Origin of the sequence: Noviherbaspirillum denitrificans (assembly GCF_002211445.1) — a bacterium.
Classification (GTDB): domain Bacteria; phylum Pseudomonadota; class Gammaproteobacteria; order Burkholderiales; family Burkholderiaceae_D; genus Noviherbaspirillum; species Noviherbaspirillum denitrificans.
This window is the reverse complement of record NZ_LSTO01000001.1, coordinates 4,176,978-4,196,086: the sequence shown is the minus strand read 5'-3', so window position 1 is coordinate 4,196,086 and position 19,109 is coordinate 4,176,978. Positions and strand designations below refer to the sequence as shown.

Here is a 19,109-nt window from a genome sequence, read left to right as displayed (position 1 = left end):
GTGCAGCAATAAAAATAAGTGGTTAGACGCGCAGCGCTTCCAGCAAGTCCGTTTCAAGCTGGATCTGGCTGCGTGCGTTATGGAGCATCGGCCCGTCCACCAGGAAGACGTCTTCCACGCGCTCGCCGAGCGTCATGATCTTTGCAGTGTGGAGGTTGACGCGGTACTTCGCGAGCACGTTGGCGATCGAATACAGCAGGCCGTTGCGGTCGTTGGCCGACACTGAGAGCAGGTAATACTGCCCCTTTTCATCCGGCCGCAAGTCCACAGTCGGCGTGATCGGGAAGGTGCGCGAAAGGCGCGACAGACGGCCTTTGATCGGCGAGGGTAGCGGTGCGCTCGACTCGAGCAGTTCCGTCAGTTCATGCTCGATGAGGCTGATGATGTCGCGGTAATTGTTGGCAAAGGCTGGCTCCGTCACGAGGAAGGTGTCCAGCGCGTAACCATGGCGCGTGGTATGGATTTTCGCGTCGAGAATGCTGAAGTTCTTCTTGTCGAAGTAGCTGCAGATGCGCGCGAACAGGTCAGGCTGGTCCTTGACGTAGACAGCGACTTGAACGCCTTCGCCGATCGGCGCCAGGCGGCACTTCACGACCGGTTTTGCGCTGTCCGTCTTGTTGTAGAGCGAGCGCGTCTGCCAGGCGATATCGGCGGCGTCATGGCGCAGGAAGTACGCGACGTCCAGCTGCTGCCACAGCCGCTGGTGTGCATCCTGTGGCAAGCCGTACAGCCGGAGTGTCTTGAGCGCCGCATCCTGGCGGTCATGCAGCTCGTGGTCGGTCGACGGATCCTCGCCGCCGAGCACGCGAAGGGTCATCTTGTACAAGTCTTCCAGCAGCTTGCCTTTCCACGCATTCCAGACCTTGGGACTGGTACCGCGGATATCGGCGACGGTCAGCAGGTAAAGCGCGGTGAGGTGGCGCTCATCCTTCACCAGCGTCGCGAAGTTGCGGATAACGTCGGGGTCGGACAAATCCTGTTTTTGGGCGACCTGCGACATCGACAGATGGTGCTGTACGAGGAAGACCACCAGTTCGGTATCGTCCTTCGACAATGCGTGCTCCTTGCAGAACTTGCGTGCATCCGCCATGCCAAGTTCAGAATGGTCGCCACCGCGCCCCTTCGCGATATCGTGGAAGAGGGCAGCAATATAAAGCAGCCATGGTTGCGCGAAATTCGCCATCAGCTGACTGCAGAAGGGGTATTCGTGCGCGTGCTCCGTCATTGTGAAGCGGCGCACGTTGCGCACCACCATCAGGATGTGCTGGTCGACCGTGTAGACGTGGAACAGGTCATGCTGCATCTGGCCGATGATCCGGCGGAAGTTCGGCAGGTAGCGTCCAAGGATACTGGTCTGGTTCATGCCGCGCAGCGCGTGCGTGATGCCTTGCGGCGCCTGCAGGATCTGGAGAAACAGTGCGCGATTGGCGGGGTCCCGGCGGAACTTGCTGTCGATCTTGAAGCGTGCATGCCAAAGCGCCCGCAGCGTGCGCGCGGTCATGCCTTTGATCTCCGAATGCTGGGCAATCAGCAGGAATACTTCCAGCATCGCCGACGGCGTCGTCTCAAAGGTGTCGTCGCGGGCAATATCGACTAGCCCGTTGATCTCGTTGAAGCGCTCGTTGATCGGTTGAGGCGAGCCGGGTTGTGGAAACAGCTGCGCCTTGATGTTCTGCAGCAGGATGGTGTTGAGCTGGGTGACTGCCTTGGCTGCCCAGTAGTAGTGCTGCATCAGGTATTCACTGGCACGACGCGTTTCATTTGTCTGGAAACCGAAGGATTCCGCGATCGGTGTTTGCACGTCGAAGACCAGCCGGTCTTCGCGGCGGCCGGCATGGATATGCAAGCGGATGCGGATGTCCTTGAATGCGCGTTCCTTCTGCGTCAGCTGGCGCGCCTCGGTCGGTGTGATCAGGCCGCGTTCAGCCAGCTTGCGCCAGGAATCGCCAAGGCCGGCCGCCTTCGCGACCCAGAGAATGACCTGCAAGTCGCGCAGGCCGCCGGGGCTTTCCTTGCAATTCGGTTCCAGGCTGTACGGTGTATCCTCGTACTTCACGTGACGCTGGCGCATCTCCAGGGTCTTCGCCTGGAAGAAGGCTTGCGGATTGATGGCTGCTGTATGGCGCTCTTGCAAAAACTGGAACAGCTTGCGGTTTCCCGTCACAAGACGACTTTCCAGCAGACTGGTCTGGACAGTAATATCGGCAGCCGACTCGATCAGGCATTCTTCGACGGTACGGATGCTGTGCCCGATTTCGAGCCCGATATCCCAGAACAGCTGGACCAGTTCCTCCAGCTTTCCTTGCAGGAAGGTGTCGGGCGTGCCGTCCAGCAGGATGAGGACATCCACGTCGGAATGGGGAAATAATTCGCCTCGGCCATAACCGCCCACAGCGACCAGTGCCGCGCTCGGAGGAAGGGCGAAGCTTTGCCATGCCTGGATCAGTGCGGCATCGACATTCTGGCGCAACTGCGTAAGCAGTTTTTCCGGCTTTCCGTCCGCCTGGAATGTCGCTATCGCTGCCTGGCGCTCCGCTTTCAACTGCTCCTTGAGCGTCAATGCAAAGGATGCCATATGACGCTAGGCCGTGACAGGGTGGGGGTGCGACTGCTGGATGAAGGCGGGCGGCGGGGGCATGCCGGCGGAAACCGTAAGCACCTCGAAGCCGGTTTCGGTCACGAGCACCGTGTGTTCCCACTGAGCGGAAAGGCTGCGGTCTTTGGTCTTGATCGTCCAGCCGTCGCCCATCTCGCGGATTTCGCGGCGGCCTGCGTTGATCATCGGCTCTACGGTAAAAATCATGCCGGGAAGCAATTTTTCAAGCGTTCCGGGCCGGCCATAATGAAGCACCTGCGGTTCTTCATGGAATACCTTTCCAATGCCGTGTCCGCAAAATTCGCGTACGACGCTGTATCCCGCCTTTTCCGCATACTGCTGGATGACATAACCGATGTCGCCGAGGTGTGCGCCGGGCTTGATCTTGGAAATGCCCAGCCACATGCATTCGTAGGTGATCTCCGTTAAACGTTTGGCAAGAATGGACGGTTCGCCAACATAAAACATGCGGCTCGTATCGCCATGGTAGCCATCCTTGATGACAGTGATGTCGATGTTGACGACATCACCGTTCTTGAGTGCCTTGTCACCCGGGATGCCGTGGCAGACGACGTCGTTGACGGACGTGCAGATCGCCTTCGGATAAGGGGTATAGCCCGGCGGGCAGTAATTCAGTGGCGCAGGGATGGTGCCCTGCACGTTGGTCATGTATTCGTGGCAGAGGCGGTCGAGTTCGCCCGTCGTCACGCCGGGTTTGACATGAGGGGTAATGAAATCAAGTACTTCTGCAGCCAGGCGGCCGGCAACACGCATGCCCTTGATGTCATCTTCGGTTTTGATATTGATGGAACCCATGGCTGGCAAGGCTACGCGCGAAAGCGTAGATAATAGTTAATACGAAATTATAGTCGAGGCAGCGCCCATTCGCTTGGGAAAAGCAATTTGCTCTCTTGAATAATTCATTGAAATTAAGGTAGAATCTTGGGTTAGCTTGAAACGACTTCAAGTGAAACCCGTTTGAAAATCGCGAATCCGGTCCTAAAGGGTGCCCTGGTTAGACCAAGGGTGACTGATCGGATTCCAGACCTAACCCTGGAGAAATTCATGTCCGTTACCATGCGCGAAATGCTGGAAGCCGGTGTCCATTTCGGTCACCAAACCCGCTTCTGGAACCCCAAGATGGCCCCGTTTATCTTCGGTCATCGCAATAAGATCCACATCGTCAACCTCGAAAAGACCCTGGGCATGTACCAGGAGGCGATGAAGTATATTCGCCAGCTGTCCGCTAACCGCGGCACCATCCTGTTCGTCGGCACCAAGCGCCAGGCGCGCGAAATCCTCGCTGCTGAAGCCCAGCGCGCAGGCATGCCCTTTGTCGACCAGCGCTGGCTCGGCGGTATGCTCACCAACTTCAAGACCATCAAGACCTCGATCAAGCGCCTGAAGGATATGGAAGCTGCGATTGAAGACGGTTCTGTCGAGAAGCTGAGCAAGAAGGAAGCCCTGATGTTCCAGCGCGAGATGGAAAAGCTGCAGAAGTCCATCGGCGGCATCAAGGATATGGGCGGCATCCCTGACGCAATCTTCGTCATCGACGTCGGCTACCACAAGGGTGTCATTACCGAAGCCGGCAAGCTCGGCATTCCGGTTATCGGCGTGGTCGATACCAACCACTCCCCGGAAGGCGTGACCTACGTCATCCCCGGCAACGACGATTCCTCCAAGGCGATCACCCTCTACGCTCGCGGCGTGGCGGACGCTGTCCTGGAAGGCCGTGCCAATGCAACCACCGAAGTGCTGGAAGCAGTCAAGGGTGGCGCAGACGAATTCGTCGAGGTCAACGAGCAAGCCTAAGGCCCTGTGCCTGAAGTGTCGGGCTTCAAAGAAGGGGCAAACAGCGGTTCGCCCCTTTTTTTTAGCCGGCATGAACGTATTTTGATTGAATGCGTCCGAATAGACGCTCACTGAATTGAGGAGAAAGACATGGCGGCAATTACCGCAGCGATGGTAGGCGAACTGCGCGCAAAGACCGATGCGCCGATGATGGAATGCAAAAAGGCACTGACCGAGGCCGATGGCGACCTGGCCCGTGCTGAAGAAATCCTGCGCGTGAAACTGGGTAGCAAGGCTTCCAAGGCGGCGTCGCGGATTACCGCTGAAGGCGTGGTCGCAGTCGCGATCAACGGTGGCGTCGGCGCGATCGTCGAAGTCAACTGCGAAACCGACTTCGTGACCAAGAACGACGACTTCATCGCCCTGGCAAACACGACGGCCAAGCTGGCTGCTGAGAAGAACCCGGCTGATGTCGCCGCTCTGTCCGCCCTGCCGGTCGACGGCAAGACCCTCGAAGAAGTGCGCTCTGCACTGGTCGGCAAGATCGGTGAAAACATGTCGATCCGCCGCTTCAAGCGCTACGAAACCGGCTCCAAGCTGGTCGCATACCTGCACGGCACCCGTATCGGCGTGCTCGTCGAGTACGACGGCGCCGACGAGCAGGTCGGCAAGGATGTGGCAATGCACATCGCTGCGATGAAGCCGGTCGCTCTGTCCGCGAACGACGTTCCGGCAGACCTGATCGAGAAGGAGCGTTCGATCGCTGCGCAAAAGGCTTCCGAATCCGGCAAGCCGGCCGACATCGTCGCCAAGATGGTCGAGGGCAGCGTGCAGAAGTACCTCAAGGAGGTATCGCTGCTGAACCAGGCATTCGTCAAGAATGACAAGCAGACCGTCGAGCAGATGCTCAAGGCTGCGAACACGACGATCAAATCGTTCACCATGTTCGTCGTCGGCGAAGGCATCGAGAAGAAGCAGGATGACTTCGCGGCAGAGGTTGCCGCACAAGTTGCAGCAGCCAAGCAGGCGTAAGCAAGAAAGCGGGCCGAAAGGCCCGTTTTTCTAGGTGTAAGCAATCCGTATCCAGCGTGTACCTGATCCTTGGCGAAATCCGGCACTTTATTGCCAACTGACATTGTTTTAAGTTTCGTCAATATCCAGGTAGAGCATAAGCCCCGAATTTCCACTAATCTTTAGCCTGCGAAGGCTGAAGGCAGGTGGAAGAGGGCGCAACCGAATATCTAGCAGAACCGGACATTTTTAGGAGTCTTTGCCCATGACAAAACCAGCTTACAAGCGCGTCCTCCTCAAGCTCTCGGGCGAAGCGTTGATGGGCGATGATGCATATGGCATCAATCGCGCCACCATCGAGCGCATGGTCGCAGATGTCGCGGAGGTGGCAGCGCTGGGCGTGGAGCTGGCCATTGTCATCGGCGGCGGCAACATCTTCCGTGGCGTCGCACCGGGCGCGCAGGGGATGGACAGGGCGACGGCGGACTACATGGGCATGCTGGCGACCGTAATGAACTCGCTGGCGCTGGCTGACGCAATGCGTCAGGCCGGCATCACCGCCCGTGTCATGTCGGCCATCAGCATTGAGCAGGTCGTTGAACCGTACGTACGCCCGAAAGCTCTCCAGTACCTGGAGGAGGGCAAGGTCGTGGTTTTCGCCGCCGGTACCGGTAATCCGTTCTTCACTACCGATACGGCAGCAGCCCTGCGTGGATCGGAAATCGGCGCGGAAATCGTGCTGAAGGCCACCAAGGTTGATGGCGTCTACAGCGCGGACCCGAACAAGGACCGTAACGCGGTGCGATATGGCACCATCAGCTTCGACGAGGCAATTTCCAAGCATCTCCAGGTCATGGATGCCACGGCGTTCGCGCTCTGCCGGGACCAGAAACTGCCCATCAAGGTCTTTTCCATCGTCAAGCCGGGCGCCCTCAAGAATGTCATCATGGGCGACGACGAAGGCACGCTGGTTCATGTATAACTAAGTGGTACCCGTAGCAAAACAGGAGAGCAGAATGACAGTCGTTGACGTCAAGAAAACCGCCGAACAGAAGATGCATAAGTCGATCGACACACTGAAGGCGGATCTCGCGAAAGTTCGCACCGGCCGCGCGCACGTGGGCATCCTCGACCATGTCCACGTCGATTACTATGGCACCCCGACCCAAATCAGCCAGGTAGCAAACCTGACCCTACTCGACGCGCGCACCATTGGTGTGCAGCCGTGGGAAAAGAAGATGGTGGGCGTGATTGAAAAGGCGATCCGTGAATCGGACCTCGGCCTGAACCCGTCGACCCAGGGCGACTTGATCCGCGTGCCGACCCCGCCATTGACCGAAGAGCGCCGCAAGGAAATCGTGAAAGTCGTCAAGGGCGAGGGCGAAGACGCCAAGGTCGCCATCCGCAACATTCGACGCGATGCGAACGAGGCGCTCAAGAAGCTCCTGAAGGACAAAGCCTGCTCCGAAGATGATGAGCGCCGTGCGCAGGACGACGTGCAGAAGCTGACCGACAAGTTCGTCGCTGAAGTCGACAAGCTGATCACCGAAAAAGAAAAAGAACTGTTGACCGTTTGACGGCACCGACGCATTCCCCGGCGGTGGGGGGCGTCTGCATGGAACCCGCCACCCGCACCCGATTGCATCGAGAAAGAGGAGGTGCGGGATGAACCTGCTGATATTCGCCTCGGCCGTTTCAGGGCCGTGTTCCTGCGACAACTCTTTTTCGTCTCAAGCTGACCATGACGCATACCAGTTCAACTCAAGCCATTCCGTCCGCGTCGGCCGTGCCGCGCCATGTTGCCATCATCATGGATGGTAACGGCCGATGGGCAACAAAGCGTTTCCTGCCGCGCGTGGCGGGGCACAAGAAGGGCGTCGAGACAGTGCGTGCGATGGTTGAGGCTTGTGTCGAGCGAGGTGTCGAATACCTGACATTGTTTGCGTTCAGTTCCGAAAACTGGCGCCGCCCGGCCGAGGAAGTTTCCCTCCTGATGCGTCTATTCATGACGGCACTTGAGCGTGAAGTGGCGAAGCTTCATGTCAACGGAATCCGCTTGAAGATCGTCGGCGATCTCGGCCGCTTCGATTCCAAGTTGCAGGAGATGATCGCCAGCGCCGAACGGCGTACCGCCAACAATACACGGCTGACGCTCACCATTTGCGCCAACTACGGCGGTCGTTGGGACATCATGCAAGCCGTCGGCAAAATGGTCACGGCCAACCCCGGCGTGACCGATTTTTCTGAGGAACAGTTGTCGCAGCACCTGTCCATGGCATATGCGCCCGAGCCCGACCTGTTCATCCGCACGGGCGGCGAGGAAAGGGTATCGAACTTCCTGCTCTGGCAACTCGCCTATACCGAGTTCTATTTCACTGAAACCTTCTGGCCTGACTTTGACGGTGCTGCGCTCGACCTCGCCATTCAATCCTTCCAGCAGCGCGAGCGCCGCTTCGGGCGCACGAGCGAGCAGGTGGTCGAACAGAAGAAGGCGTCCTGATGCTGAGGACGCGCGTCATCACGGCGCTGGTATTGCTCGCGGTCCTTCTCTCGGTCCTGTACTCAAAATCCCAGGCTTTCTTTCTGGCTGTTACTGCTGTCTTCTTTGGTGCCGCTGCATGGGAATCGGCGCGCCTGTTCCGCGCATCGCAGCCCGTCGTCGCGGCGGTAATCTGGACGGCGGTTTTCCTGGTCTTCGTTTATCTGGCTGACGCAACCCTGGCGCGGTTTCTTTTCACGCTTTGCGTCGCAATCTGGGCAATTCGCCTTGCGCCTTCGCTTGGACTTGGCCTTCCGGTTATCGGCTCGGCGGGAAGCCGGCTATTGAATATTGTGTACGGCATCACACTACTGGGATGCTTTGCCGCGATCATTGCGCTTTTCCAGCATTCGCCGTTGTATCTGCTGTCTGCGATGGCAATTGTATGGATCGCGGACATCGGTGCCTATTTCGCCGGCAAGGCATTCGGAAAGCGCAAGCTTGCGCCTTCCATCTCGCCGGGCAAGTCATGGGAAGGCGCCATTGGTGGCTGGATTGCTGTAGTGGCACTGGCAACCGCATCTGCGCATTACCCGCCACTTGCGGAAACCTTCGCCGCACGTGTTCTCGCAGGGCTTGGATGGGTGGGTTTCGCAGTAGTGATGACCTTGATGGTCGCGGCAAGCATCGTCGGCGACCTGTTTGAATCACAGCTCAAGCGCCGTGCGGAAATGAAGGACAGCAGCAATCTCCTGCCGGGTCATGGCGGCGTCCTGGACCGGATCGATGCCTTGATTCCGACGCTTCCGCTTGCTGTCTTGATTGGAACTTGGATTTGATACGGAAGTGGTAATGCAGCGTATAACGATTCTTGGCGCGACTGGTTCCATCGGCGTTTCGACACTAGACGTCGTTGCACGGCATCCCGACCGATACAAGGTCTATGCCTTGACGGCGCACAGCCGCGTCGATGAGCTGGCGGCCCAATGCCTGCGTTTCCAGCCCGCAGTTGCCGTGGTCGGGTCTGCGGAAGCGGCGACAAGGCTTTCTCTCATCCTTGCCGAAAAGGGCAGCAAAACAGAGGTCGGATATGGCGAAGAGGCACTGTGTGCTGTCGCCAGCGCACAGCAGTGCGATACCGTTATGGCAGCAATTGTCGGTGCTGCAGGTTTGCCACCTACACTGGCCGCTGCCCATGCCGGAAAGAAAATCTTGCTGGCAAACAAGGAAGCGCTCGTCATGTCCGGTGATATTTTCATGGACGCCGTAAAGGTTAGCGGCTCGGCTTTGTTGCCGATCGACAGTGAACATAACGCCATCTTCCAATGCCTGCCACATGCATACGGGCGGGAGCCGGAGAAGCACGGCGTTTCTAAAGTCTTGTTGACCGCATCCGGCGGCCCTTTCCTCAAGCGCGACGTTGCGACGCTAGAATCTGTGACGCCCGAGGAAGCCGTGGCGCACCCGAACTGGGTAATGGGGCGGAAGATTTCTGTCGATTCGGCCACGATGATGAACAAAGGCCTGGAAGTAATCGAGGCACACTGGTTGTTCGGCGCCTCCGCGGAACAGATCGAAGTCGTCATCCACCCTCAGAGCGTCATTCACTCCATGGTGTCGTACGTTGACGGGTCAGTCCTCGCCCAGCTTGGCAACCCGGACATGCGCACGCCGATTGCATACGGCCTCGCCTATCCGGACAGGATCACTTCCGGCGTTACCGCGGTGGATCTGGTCAAGATCGGTCAACTCGCGTTTTTCGCGCCAGACTTCGTGCGTTTTCCCTGCCTCAAACTGGCTTATGATGCCTTGTTGGCTGGTGGGACCGCCCCCGCTATACTGAACGCAGCAAATGAAGTTGCTGTCCAAGCATTTTTGGACGGGAGAATCGGATTCCGTGCCATCGAGCGCGTGATTTCTCGTGTCATGGAAGCATTGCCGGGCGCAGTGATGACTTCGCTCGATGACCTGCTGGAGCAGGACAGGCTCGCCAGGGAGAAAGCACTGTCCTTCGTCAATTGACCAACCTCGGGTGAACCATGAGCCTGCTGCATACAGTGATCGCATTCCTTGTGGCGCTTGCCTTGCTGGTCGTGGTGCACGAGCTGGGGCATTACCTTGTGGCGCGCTGGTGCGGCGTTAAAGTTCTGCGTTTTTCGGTCGGCATGGGGAAAATCATTTATTCCCGGCGCGTCGGACCGGACCAAACGGAATGGGCGCTGTCAGCGCTTCCGTTTGGCGGCTACGTGAAGATGCTCGACGCCCGCGAGCAAGATCTGAGCGATATCCCTCCTGAAGACCTGAAAAGGGAGTTCACCCGCCAGTCGGTTTGGAAGCGGATTGCAATCGTCGCCGCAGGTCCGCTGGCCAACTTCCTGCTGGCCATTGCGGTCTTTGCCGGGCTCTACAATTACGGCATTCCTGAGCCTGCTACCCGTCTCCGGGCCGTTCCCGAAAAGACATCCGCCCATGATGCTGGCTTGCGCGGCGGGGAATTGGTGACGTCAGTGAACGGCGATGACGTCAAGATCTGGTCCGACCTCCGGTGGAAAGTAATGCAGTTGGCCCTTGAAGGTCGTCCGGCAAACCTGGGATTCCAACGCGGCGGAGTTTCCTCTTCAGCAAGTGTGCGACTGGACAGCCTGACGCCGGCTGACCTCGAGGGCGACTTCCTTGCCAAGCTTGGTATCGACCTCGCGCGTCCGAAAGCAGTGCTCGGAACGATTGTGCCGGACGGACCGGCCATGCACGCCGGCCTCAAGGAAGGCGATGTCATCCAGGCCGTTGATGGCCGGCCAATGCCGGACGGCTTGGCATTCGTCGAAATCATTCGGGCTTCGGCCGGCAAGACATTGCGAATTGATATTGAACGTGGCGGTGCACCTTTATCGCTCGACGTAACGCCGGAATCTTTCGAGCGCAATGAACGGACTGTCGGACGCATCAAGGCGGAAGTGCCGCTTACACCCGAGATGGTCATCGCGCGCGAGGAGTTGCTTCCTGCTATTGGAAAGGCGCTTGGCAAGACCTGGGAGACAAGCGTACTGACACTCAAGATGCTTGGTAAAATGCTCATCGGCGAAGTTTCCTGGAAGAACATTACCGGGCCGATTACTATCGCCGACTACGCCGGGCAGACAGCGCGAATCGGAGCCGTCAGTTACCTGACCTTTATCGCGTTCATCAGCATCAGCCTGGGTGTAATGAACCTGCTCCCCATTCCGGTTTTAGATGGGGGGCTTTTACTGTATTATTCGCTGGAACTTTTGACCGGGCGGGCCATCCCCGAACGGATCGGAGAATTGGCCCAGCGAGCAGGCGTGGGCATCTTGATGACATTGATGGCGGTCGCCGTCTTCAACGACATCATTCGGCTCATGTCCTGAGTCCCTGCCGATCTCGTGCGCATCGCGCCGGGCAGGGATATTGATAATAAAACAACCGATGAAATTACATTCAGAGCGTTCTCCCAAGCCTTCCTTTCCCCGCCGCCTCATCGCTCTAGCCGCCTTCGCTCTCTGCACCGGACACGCTCTGGCAGTCGATCCTTTTACAATCAAGGACATTCGAGTCGAAGGCATTCAGCGCACAGAGGCAGGAACTGTATTCAGTTACCTGCCAGTACGCGTCGGCGAAACCTATAACGATGAAAAGGGTGCCGCAGCCATCAAGGCGCTGTACGCAACAGGATTCTTCAAGGATGTGCGCATCGAGGTCGAAGGCGACGTACTCGTTGTTTCGGTCGAGGAACGCCCCGCCATTGCAGCCGTGGATTTTTCCGGCACGAAGGAATTCGACAAGGAGCAGTTGACCAAGGCGTTGAAGGACATCGGCCTGGGTGAATCGCGTATCTTCGACAAGGCACTGGTTGACCGCGCTGAGCAGGAACTCAAGCGTCAATACTTGTCCCGGGGGCTGTATGGCGTCCAAATCACGACCACGGTGACGCCGGTTGAGCGCAACCGGGTGAACATCAGCTTCGCTGTGGATGAAGGCGAGGTTTCCCGCATCAAGCAGATCAACATCATCGGCAGCAAGGCGTTCCCGGAAAAGGATCTCCTCGCACTGCTGAACCTGCGAACGCCAGGATGGTTTACCTGGTATACCAAGGCCGACCAGTATTCCAAGCAGAAACTGACTGGCGATATCGAGACCCTGCGTTCCTACTATCTGAACCGCGGCTACCTCGAAATGCAGGTCGAGTCGACGCAGGTATCCATCACGCCGGACAAGCGCGACATCTATATCACGATCAACATCAGTGAGGGCGACAAATTCACGGTCGGTGATGTCAAGCTTGAAGGCGAGATGTTCGGCCGCGAGGAAGAGCTGCGCGCCCTCGTCGACCTGAAGAGCGGGGACGTGTATTCCGGTGAGAAGCTGGCGGAAAGCGTGAAGAAGATTTCCGAGCGCATGGGTAATTTCGGCTACGCGTTCGCCAACGTCAATGCCAATCCCGAAATCAACCGCGAGAAAAAGGAAGTCAGCTTCACCGTGCTGGTCGACCCGGGCAAGCGCGTGTACGTGCGCCGGATTAACATCGCCGGCAATACCAAGACGCGCGACGAAGTCGTGCGCCGCGAATTCCGCCAGTTCGAGAATTCCTGGTATGACGGTGAAAAGATCCGACTTTCACGTGACCGGGTGGACCGTCTCGGCTACTTCAAGGAAGTAAACATCGAGACGCCGGAAGTGCCAGGCACGACCGACCAGGTCGACGTCAATATGACTGTCGCCGAAAAACCGACCGGCAACATCCTTCTGGGCGCAGGTTTCTCGAGCAGCGAAAAGCTCATGCTCACCGGCTCGATCCAGCAGGCCAACGCTTTCGGTAGCGGCAATACGCTGGGCATCGACGTCAATACAAGCCGTCGTAACCGGACAATCGCGCTTTCCCAAACGACACCGTATTTTACGGATGATGGCGTAAGCCGCAGCTATGAAGTCTTCCTGCGCACAACACGTCCGCCAGAGGTTAATACCGGCGACTATGTGGTCAAGACCACAGGCGCAAATATCAAGTTCGGCGTCCCGTTCTCGGAAGTAGACACTGTGTTCTTCGGCGCAGGGGTTGAGCGGACCGAAGTGCTGACCTATACCGACGTTCCGGGATTCAACAATAGCCCGGAATTGTACAAGCGTTACGTGACTGACTTCGGCAACGGCACGGATGCGACGACAACCAGCTTCCCGCTGACGGCAGCGTGGCAGCGCGACAACCGCGATAGCGCCCTTGTGCCGACGGTTGGCCGCTACCAGCGGGTCAACATGGAGTTTGCACCTGCCGGCAGCCTCAAGTATTACCGAGCCATGTACCAGCACCAGTGGTTCAAGCCCCTGTTCCGTGCAGTAACACTGGCGCTCAACGGCGAGATTGATTATGGCCGGGGCTTGGCTGGCAGGCCGTACCCGATCTTCAAGAACTTCTATGCTGGCGGTATCGGATCGGTGCGCGGCTATGAAGGCTCGTCGCTCGGTCCGCGTGCTACAAACGGGGATCCATTGGGGGGCACATCGCGTATCATCGCCAATGCGGAACTCCAGTTCCCGTTCCCGGGATCAGGCAATGACCGTACCTTGCGCTGGTTCACTTTCTTCGACGCGGGCAATGTATATGCCGAAGGCGCCAAGATGAACCTGTCCGAACTGCGCTATGCGGTGGGTGCAGGTATCAGCTGGGTATCGCCGATCGGTCCGTTGAAGCTGAGCTATGGTGTACCGGTGAATTCGAAGACTGGCGACCGCAAGCAGAACTTCCAGTTCCAGCTCGGTACCGGCTTCTGACCGGTCAATGGCATAATGGTAATTTGATCTGCGGAGAATGACCTTGAAGTCTCACACCCCCATCTTTTCGCCGCTGAAGTCCTTCGCCCTGATCGCGGCGCTCCTGCTTCCGTTTGCCGGTGTGCAGGCACAGGAGTCGAAAGTCGGCTTCGTCAGCACGGAGCGTATCTTCCGTGAGGCTGCGCCAGCCAAGGCTGCGCAGGCGAAGATCGAGCAGGAGTTCTCGAAGCGCGACAAGGAACTGCAGGATCTGGCAAGCCGCCTGAAGTCAATGTCCGACAAGCTCGACAAGGATGCCGCAGTCCTGTCTGAGTCGGAACGTGTGAAGCGTCAGCGTGAGCTGGCTGACCTCGACAAGGACTTCCAGCGCAAGCAACGCGAATTCCGCGAAGACCTGAACCAGCGTCGCAATGAAGAGCTCGCGCTCGTGCTGGAGCGGACGAACAAGGTGATCAAGCAGATTGCAGAAAACGAAAAATACGACATCGTTTTCCAGGAGGCGGTCTATGCAAGTCCGCGCATCGACATCACCGACAAAGTGCTCAAGGCGCTTAACAAATAACTTTTCAAAGGGCCGCAATGAGCACTCGGCTGGGTAAATTGGTCGAACGCTTGGGAGGCCAACTGACAGGCGATGCGGAGATCGAAATCTCCGGCATCGCGCCCCTCGACGCAGCAGGCGCGTCGCACATCACATTCCTGTCCAACCCAAAGCTGCGATCCCAGGCGGCGAAGACAAAGGCTGCCGCACTGATCCTTTCGGACGCGGACGCGCAGGTTGTCAGTGCTACCTATACCGGAGCGACGATCGTCACTGACAATCCGTACGCCTACTTCGCGCGAGCTGCGCAGTATTTCGCGCAACTCGATGCGATTCCGGTCGAACCAGGCATTCATTCAAGCGCATGCGTCCATGCCGACGCGAAGGTCGCTGCAGGGGCGATGATCGGGCCGCATGTGACCATCGACGCCGGCGCGGAAATCGCGGACGGTGTGATCATCGACGCCGGATGCTTCATCGGTCGCAATGCCAAGGTCGGAGAAGGAACGCACTTCTTTGCCAATGTGACCTTCCACGCAGGATGCGAGATCGGCAGCCACGGCATTATCCATTCCGGTGCAGTCATCGGTGCCGACGGCTTTGGGTTTGCAAGGGAGAAGGGCGTCTACATCAAGATTCCACAAACCGGGCGCGTCGTTATCGGCGACGACGTGGAGATCGGCGCAAATACGACCATTGACCGCGGCGCGCTGGCGGATACGGTTATCGAAGATGGGGTCAAGCTGGACAACCAGATCCAGATCGGCCACAACTGCCACATCGGCGCACATACCGCGATGGCCGGGTGTGTCGGCGTGGCGGGAAGCGCCAAGATCGGCAAGTACTGCACCTTCGGTGGTGCCGCGATGGTGCTTGGTCACCTGACGATCGTCGACAACGTCCATATTTCTTCCGGAAGCATGGTCTCCCGGTCGATTCTGGAACCGGGGCAGTACACCGGATTCTTTCCCTTGTCCAAGAATGCCGAATGGGAAAAATCCGCTGTCATTGTGCGCAATTTGGGAACAATGCGTGAGAAAATCCGCGAGCTGGAAAAAACAATCAAGTCGCTTACAGAAAAAAAGTAATGAAAACTCTCGATATCAATCAAATCAAAGAATACCTGCCGCATCGCTATCCGCTGTTGCTGGTTGACCGTGTGCTGGAATGGGAGTCCGGCAAGACGATCACTGCGATCAAGAACGTGACCGTCAACGAAGAGTTCTTCAACGGACATTTCCCGCACAAGCCGGTCATGCCGGGCGTGCTAATGATCGAGGCGCTGGCGCAGACTGCCGCGCTGCTGTCGTTCCTGACAATGGGCCAGAAACCCGATGAGAACAGCGTGGTCTACTTCGTCGGTATCGACGGTGCGCGATTCAAGCGTCCGGTCGAGCCGGGGGACCAGCTCAGGATGCAGGTCGAAATCCTGCGCCAGTCGCGCGGCATCTGGAAATACAAGGCACAGGCAACGGTCGACGGCCAGGTGGCGGTCGAAGCGGAACTGATGTGCACCATGCGCAGCGCGGCGGACGCAAGCCAGCCAGCGGGGCAGTAATGACAGTTATCCATCCAACCGCGATTGTCGATCCGAAGGCGGAACTCGACGATTCGGTCGAGGTAGGCGCGTATTCCATCGTCGGGCCGAATGTGAAGATCGGTGCCCGCACAACGATCGGGCCGCATGTCGTCGTTGACGGCCACACGACCATCGGTTGCGACAATCGTTTCTTCCAGTTTTCGTCGATCGGCGGCGCGCCGCAGGACAAGAAGTACGCCGGCGAACCGACGCGGCTGGAAATCGGGGACCGGAACGTCATCCGCGAGTTCTGTACCTTCAACCTGGGCACCAGCCAGGACGAAGGCGTGACTCGCCTCGGGAACGACAACTGGATCATGGCCTACGTGCACCTGGCCCATGACGTCCAGGTCGGGAACAACACCATCTTTGCCAACAATGCAGCACTTGCCGGGCATGTCCACGTCGGCGACTGGGTGATCCTGGGCGGTTTTTCCAACGTCCACCAGTTCTGCAAGATTGGCTCGCATGCGATGCTGGGGATGAGCACCAGCCTGACGCAGGATGTTCCTCCGTTCGTCATGCTGAACGGGAATCCTGCCGCTGCCCACGGCATCAATGTCGAAGGTCTCAAACGCCGCGGATTTTCGCGCGAGCAGATTTCCGACATCCGTAATGCCTACAAGCTGATCTACAAGTCCGGGCTGACGCTCGAAGAGGCCAAGGCCTCGCTGGCCAAAGCCGAAGCCGATGCTCCCGGATCGGCAGTCTACCTCCGCATGATCCGCGAATTCCTCGACAGCACGACCCGTGGCATCGTCCGCTGAGCTGTCCATTGCGATGGTGGCTGGAGAAAGCTCCGGCGACTTGCTTGCAAGCCGTCTTCTTTCCGGCTTGCGTCCGCAATTGCCGGCGGCGAGGATACACGGCATCGGCGGCCATCGGATGGCCGAGTACGGTTTCCAGAGCCATTGGCCCATGGAGAAGCTGTCGGTGCGTGGTCTGTTCGAAGTCCTGGCGCACTACCGCGAAATCAAGGGCATCCAGAATGCATTGCGCGACAAGCTGCTTGCCGACCGGCCTGCGGCATTTATCGGTGTCGACGCACCCGATTTCAACTTTGGCCTCGAAGCGCAACTGAAGCAGGCCGGCGTCCCTACGATGCACTTCATCAGTCCGTCCATTTGGGCGTGGCGTGGCGGGCGCATCAAGAAGATTGCCAAGGCAGTGTCGCACATGCTGGTGGTATTCCCCTTCGAGGAAGAAATTTACCGCAAGGCCGGGATCCCCGTTACGTATGTCGGCTATCCGTTGGCGGAAGTGATCCCGATGGTTCCGGATTCGGCCGCAGCGCGTGCTGCGCTCGGCTTGCCCGCGGACGGGAAGGTGGTCGCCATTCTTCCGGGCAGTCGCATGTCCGAACTGAAGTACAACGCAGTGGCGTTTGTCCAGGCTGCGAAGCGGCTTGTCGTGCGTGATCCGTCCATTCGCATCGTTGTCCCGATGGCAGGCGAGAAGCAGCGCAATTACTTCAATGAACTGGTCAGCAATGCCGGGCTCAACGATGTTCCTATCGAATTGCTTTCCGGACGTTCCCATGAAGCTATCGCCGCAGCCGATGCTGTGCTGGTAGCCTCGGGCACGGCAACGCTTGAAGTCGCCTTGTTCAAGAAGCCGATGGTGATCGCGTACAAGATGATGCGCGCCTCCTGGGAGATTTTGCGTCACATGGGATACCAGCCATGGATCGGTTTGCCGAATATCCTGGCGCGCGAATTCCTGGTTCCCGAGTTGCTACAGGATGCAGCCACGCCGGAGGCGTTGGCGGATGCGCTCTGGACGCAGCTCACGGATGAAGCATTGCGCGAGCGACTGCATCAGCGCTTTACGGAAATGCACCACACACTCCTGCGAGACACGGCACGCGAGAGCGCACAGGCGGTAATGCGACTGATCGGAAGGGGTGTATGAGCAGGAAGAATAATGACAGCTTCTCGCTGTTTAGCCACGACGATGAATTGATCTGCGGTGTGGACGAGGCTGGGCGCGGACCGCTTGCCGGCGCCGTATTCGCGGCCGCAGTCATCCTCGATCCGGACAAGCCCATTGACGGCCTGCGGGACTCGAAAAAACTGACCGAAGCCAGGCGCAACGAACTTGCCTTGCTGATCAAGGAGCGGGCACTTGCCTGGGCAATCGCATCGTGTTCCGAAAGTGAAATCGATGCACTGAACATCCTGCAGGCATCCATGCTGGCGATGCGGCGCGCTGTTGAGGGGCTGAATCCCGCACCGACCCTTGCACTCATCGATGGAAACCGCTGTCCGGTGATGGCGGTCCGCTCGGAAGCCATCGTCAAGGGTGACGACAAGGTTGCCGCAATTTCGGCGGCGTCCATTCTGGCAAAGACGGCGCGCGATGCCTCACTGATGCAGTTGCACGAACAGTTTCCGCTTTACGCGTTCGATCAGCACAAGGGGTACCCGACGGCCCTGCACCTCGAGCGCCTGCAATTGCATGGCGTCTCGCCGGTACATCGCAAATCCTACGCCCCTGTGCGGGCATTGCTTGATCACCCGGTAGGCGAGGGATGCAAATGAAGACGATCACTTCACGCGACAATCCGCTCTACAAGGACCTGAAGCAGCTTGCAACGAGTTCGCAGGCGAGGCGGAAATCTGGCAGGTCCTTGCTCGATGGTGTGCACCTGTGCGAGGTGTACCTGCAACAGGTCGGAAAGCCGGCATTCTGTGTGGTGAGCGAGCCCTCGATGGCCAACTCGGAAGTGGCGGCGGTCGTTCAAGTCTGCGAAGCCGCGCACGTGAAGTGCATCGCGCTGGCCGAATCTCTGTACCAGGCGATCAGTCAGGTGGAGCATGGCGTCGGCCTCATGTTCGTGGTCGACACACCGCAGGTCAGCCCACCATCAGTGTTGAAGGAATCCGCCATTCTACTCGACGGCTTGCAGGATCCGGGTAATCTCGGCTCCATCCTGCGCAGTGCTGCCGCGGCGGGCGTACGGCACGTGGTCTGCAGCAAGGGAACGGTCTTTTCCTGGTCGCCGAAAGTCCTGCGAGCCGGCATGGGTGCACACTTCGCCCTCGAGATTGCGGAAAATGTGGATCTCGCCCCGCTAATCCAATCTTCGAAAATTCCCGTGCTGGCAACCAGTTCACATGCAAACAGGCGGCTCTACGATGTGAATCTGGCCAAGCCCGTTGCGTGGCTGTTCGGCCATGAGGGGCAGGGTGTGTCGGAGGAGTTGCTGGGATTGGCGACCGAGTCTGTGTCAATCCCCCATCTGGGACCGGTTGAGTCCCTCAATGTGGCGGCGAGCGCCGCCGTGTGCCTGTTTGAGCAAGTAAGGCAACGTACGGCTGGCTGA

The 19,109-nt window shown here is 58.3% G+C and carries 18 protein-coding genes; 16 read left to right on the top strand and 2 right to left on the bottom strand.

The features are described from left to right. Window positions 1-22: 22 nt before the first annotated feature. Entirely contained in the window at window positions 23-2,575 is a 2,553-nt protein-coding gene (locus AYR66_RS20340; protein ID WP_088709016.1) for a [protein-PII] uridylyltransferase, read from the bottom strand. A 6-nt stretch (window positions 2,576-2,581) separates the two neighbouring features. Then, window positions 2,582-3,412, bottom strand: a complete 831-nt coding sequence (gene map, locus AYR66_RS20335) for a type I methionyl aminopeptidase (protein ID WP_088709015.1) — start codon at window positions 3,410-3,412, stop codon at window positions 2,582-2,584. 249 nt (window positions 3,413-3,661) lie between these two features. Here map and rpsB point away from each other — a divergent pair, with 249 nt between their 5' ends. The 16 genes from rpsB (at window position 3,662) to AYR66_RS20255 (ending at window position 19,109) form a co-directional block, all read left to right on the top strand. Continuing rightward, window positions 3,662-4,411, top strand: coding sequence for a 30S ribosomal protein S2 (gene rpsB / locus AYR66_RS20330; RefSeq protein WP_088709014.1), 750 nt, complete (start codon window positions 3,662-3,664; stop codon window positions 4,409-4,411). A gap of 129 nt (window positions 4,412-4,540) precedes the next feature. Beyond that, window positions 4,541-5,422 carry a translation elongation factor Ts gene (tsf, locus tag AYR66_RS20325; RefSeq protein ID WP_088709013.1) on the top strand — a complete coding sequence of 294 codons (882 nt, stop codon included), beginning with the start codon at window positions 4,541-4,543 and terminating at the stop codon, window positions 5,420-5,422. Window positions 5,423-5,666: 244 nt separating this feature from the next. Further along, window positions 5,667-6,383, top strand: coding sequence for a UMP kinase (gene pyrH, locus AYR66_RS20320; RefSeq protein ID WP_088709012.1), 717 nt, complete (start codon window positions 5,667-5,669; stop codon window positions 6,381-6,383). 34 nt (window positions 6,384-6,417) lie between these two features. Next, window positions 6,418-6,978, top strand: coding sequence for a ribosome recycling factor (frr, locus tag AYR66_RS20315; RefSeq protein WP_088709011.1), 561 nt, complete (start codon window positions 6,418-6,420; stop codon window positions 6,976-6,978). Between the two features lie 164 nt (window positions 6,979-7,142). After that, window positions 7,143-7,901, top strand: a complete 759-nt coding sequence (uppS, locus tag AYR66_RS20310) for a polyprenyl diphosphate synthase (RefSeq protein WP_088709010.1) — start codon at window positions 7,143-7,145, stop codon at window positions 7,899-7,901. Then, entirely contained in the window at window positions 7,901-8,719 is an 819-nt protein-coding gene (locus tag AYR66_RS20305) for a phosphatidate cytidylyltransferase (RefSeq protein WP_088709009.1), read from the top strand. Before uppS ends, AYR66_RS20305 begins: the two co-directional genes overlap by 1 nt. 13 nt (window positions 8,720-8,732) lie before the next feature. Continuing rightward, window positions 8,733-9,902: a 1-deoxy-D-xylulose-5-phosphate reductoisomerase gene (gene ispC / locus AYR66_RS20300; protein WP_088709008.1), complete on the top strand. Its 1,170-nt coding sequence runs from the start codon at window positions 8,733-8,735 to the stop codon at window positions 9,900-9,902. A gap of 17 nt (window positions 9,903-9,919) precedes the next feature. Continuing rightward, a complete protein-coding gene (rseP, locus tag AYR66_RS20295) occupies window positions 9,920-11,266 on the top strand; it encodes an RIP metalloprotease RseP (protein ID WP_088709007.1) in 1,347 nt (448 codons plus the stop codon). 58 nt (window positions 11,267-11,324) lie between these two features. After that, complete coding sequence (gene bamA, locus AYR66_RS20290; RefSeq protein ID WP_088709006.1) at window positions 11,325-13,664, top strand: outer membrane protein assembly factor BamA; 2,340 nt, start codon at window positions 11,325-11,327, stop codon at window positions 13,662-13,664. 43 nt (window positions 13,665-13,707) lie between these two features. After that, on the top strand, window positions 13,708-14,226 hold the full coding sequence (locus AYR66_RS20285) for an OmpH/Skp family outer membrane protein (protein ID WP_234814958.1): 519 nt from the start codon (window positions 13,708-13,710) through the stop codon (window positions 14,224-14,226). A 17-nt stretch (window positions 14,227-14,243) separates the two neighbouring features. Continuing rightward, entirely contained in the window at window positions 14,244-15,293 is a 1,050-nt protein-coding gene (gene lpxD, locus AYR66_RS20280) for a UDP-3-O-(3-hydroxymyristoyl)glucosamine N-acyltransferase (RefSeq protein WP_088709004.1), read from the top strand. Beyond that, on the top strand, window positions 15,293-15,763 hold the full coding sequence (gene fabZ, locus AYR66_RS20275; protein WP_088709003.1) for a 3-hydroxyacyl-ACP dehydratase FabZ: 471 nt from the start codon (window positions 15,293-15,295) through the stop codon (window positions 15,761-15,763). Before lpxD ends, fabZ begins: the two co-directional genes overlap by 1 nt. After that, the gene (gene lpxA, locus AYR66_RS20270; RefSeq protein WP_088709002.1) at window positions 15,763-16,551 is read left to right on the top strand and encodes an acyl-ACP--UDP-N-acetylglucosamine O-acyltransferase; all 789 of its coding nucleotides are present in this window, start codon (window positions 15,763-15,765) and stop codon (window positions 16,549-16,551) included. The genes fabZ and lpxA overlap by 1 nt, the downstream gene beginning before the upstream one ends. Window positions 16,552-16,564: 13 nt before the next feature. Next, window positions 16,565-17,695 carry a lipid-A-disaccharide synthase gene (gene lpxB / locus AYR66_RS20265; protein ID WP_214608767.1) on the top strand — a complete coding sequence of 377 codons (1,131 nt, stop codon included), beginning with the start codon at window positions 16,565-16,567 and terminating at the stop codon, window positions 17,693-17,695. Beyond that, window positions 17,692-18,324, top strand: coding sequence for a ribonuclease HII (gene rnhB, locus AYR66_RS20260; RefSeq protein ID WP_088709000.1), 633 nt, complete (start codon window positions 17,692-17,694; stop codon window positions 18,322-18,324). The genes lpxB and rnhB overlap by 4 nt, the downstream gene beginning before the upstream one ends. Beyond that, the gene (locus AYR66_RS20255; RefSeq protein ID WP_088708999.1) at window positions 18,321-19,109 is read left to right on the top strand and encodes a TrmH family RNA methyltransferase; all 789 of its coding nucleotides are present in this window, start codon (window positions 18,321-18,323) and stop codon (window positions 19,107-19,109) included. Before rnhB ends, AYR66_RS20255 begins: the two co-directional genes overlap by 4 nt.

What these genes read in the sequence shown, in the direction of transcription:
- AYR66_RS20340 (WP_088709016.1), bottom strand. Translation starts at nt 2,575, where the DNA reads ATGGCATCCTTTGCATTGACGCTCAAGGAGCAGTTGAAAGCGGAGCGC.
- map (WP_088709015.1), bottom strand. Translation starts at nt 3,412, where the DNA reads ATGGGTTCCATCAATATCAAAACCGAAGATGACATCAAGGGCATGCGT.
- rpsB (WP_088709014.1), top strand. Translation starts at nt 3,662, where the DNA reads ATGTCCGTTACCATGCGCGAAATGCTGGAAGCCGGTGTCCATTTCGGT.
- tsf (WP_088709013.1), top strand. Translation starts at nt 4,541, where the DNA reads ATGGCGGCAATTACCGCAGCGATGGTAGGCGAACTGCGCGCAAAGACC.
- pyrH (WP_088709012.1), top strand. Translation starts at nt 5,667, where the DNA reads ATGACAAAACCAGCTTACAAGCGCGTCCTCCTCAAGCTCTCGGGCGAA.
- frr (WP_088709011.1), top strand. Translation starts at nt 6,418, where the DNA reads ATGACAGTCGTTGACGTCAAGAAAACCGCCGAACAGAAGATGCATAAG.
- uppS (WP_088709010.1), top strand. Translation starts at nt 7,143, where the DNA reads ATGACGCATACCAGTTCAACTCAAGCCATTCCGTCCGCGTCGGCCGTG.
- AYR66_RS20305 (WP_088709009.1), top strand. Translation starts at nt 7,901, where the DNA reads ATGCTGAGGACGCGCGTCATCACGGCGCTGGTATTGCTCGCGGTCCTT.
- ispC (WP_088709008.1), top strand. Translation starts at nt 8,733, where the DNA reads ATGCAGCGTATAACGATTCTTGGCGCGACTGGTTCCATCGGCGTTTCG.
- rseP (WP_088709007.1), top strand. Translation starts at nt 9,920, where the DNA reads ATGAGCCTGCTGCATACAGTGATCGCATTCCTTGTGGCGCTTGCCTTG.
- bamA (WP_088709006.1), top strand. Translation starts at nt 11,325, where the DNA reads ATGAAATTACATTCAGAGCGTTCTCCCAAGCCTTCCTTTCCCCGCCGC.
- lpxD (WP_088709004.1), top strand. Translation starts at nt 14,244, where the DNA reads ATGAGCACTCGGCTGGGTAAATTGGTCGAACGCTTGGGAGGCCAACTG.
- fabZ (WP_088709003.1), top strand. Translation starts at nt 15,293, where the DNA reads ATGAAAACTCTCGATATCAATCAAATCAAAGAATACCTGCCGCATCGC.
- lpxA (WP_088709002.1), top strand. Translation starts at nt 15,763, where the DNA reads ATGACAGTTATCCATCCAACCGCGATTGTCGATCCGAAGGCGGAACTC.
- lpxB (WP_214608767.1), top strand. Translation starts at nt 16,565, where the DNA reads ATGGTGGCTGGAGAAAGCTCCGGCGACTTGCTTGCAAGCCGTCTTCTT.
- rnhB (WP_088709000.1), top strand. Translation starts at nt 17,692, where the DNA reads ATGAGCAGGAAGAATAATGACAGCTTCTCGCTGTTTAGCCACGACGAT.
- AYR66_RS20255 (WP_088708999.1), top strand. Translation starts at nt 18,321, where the DNA reads ATGAAGACGATCACTTCACGCGACAATCCGCTCTACAAGGACCTGAAG.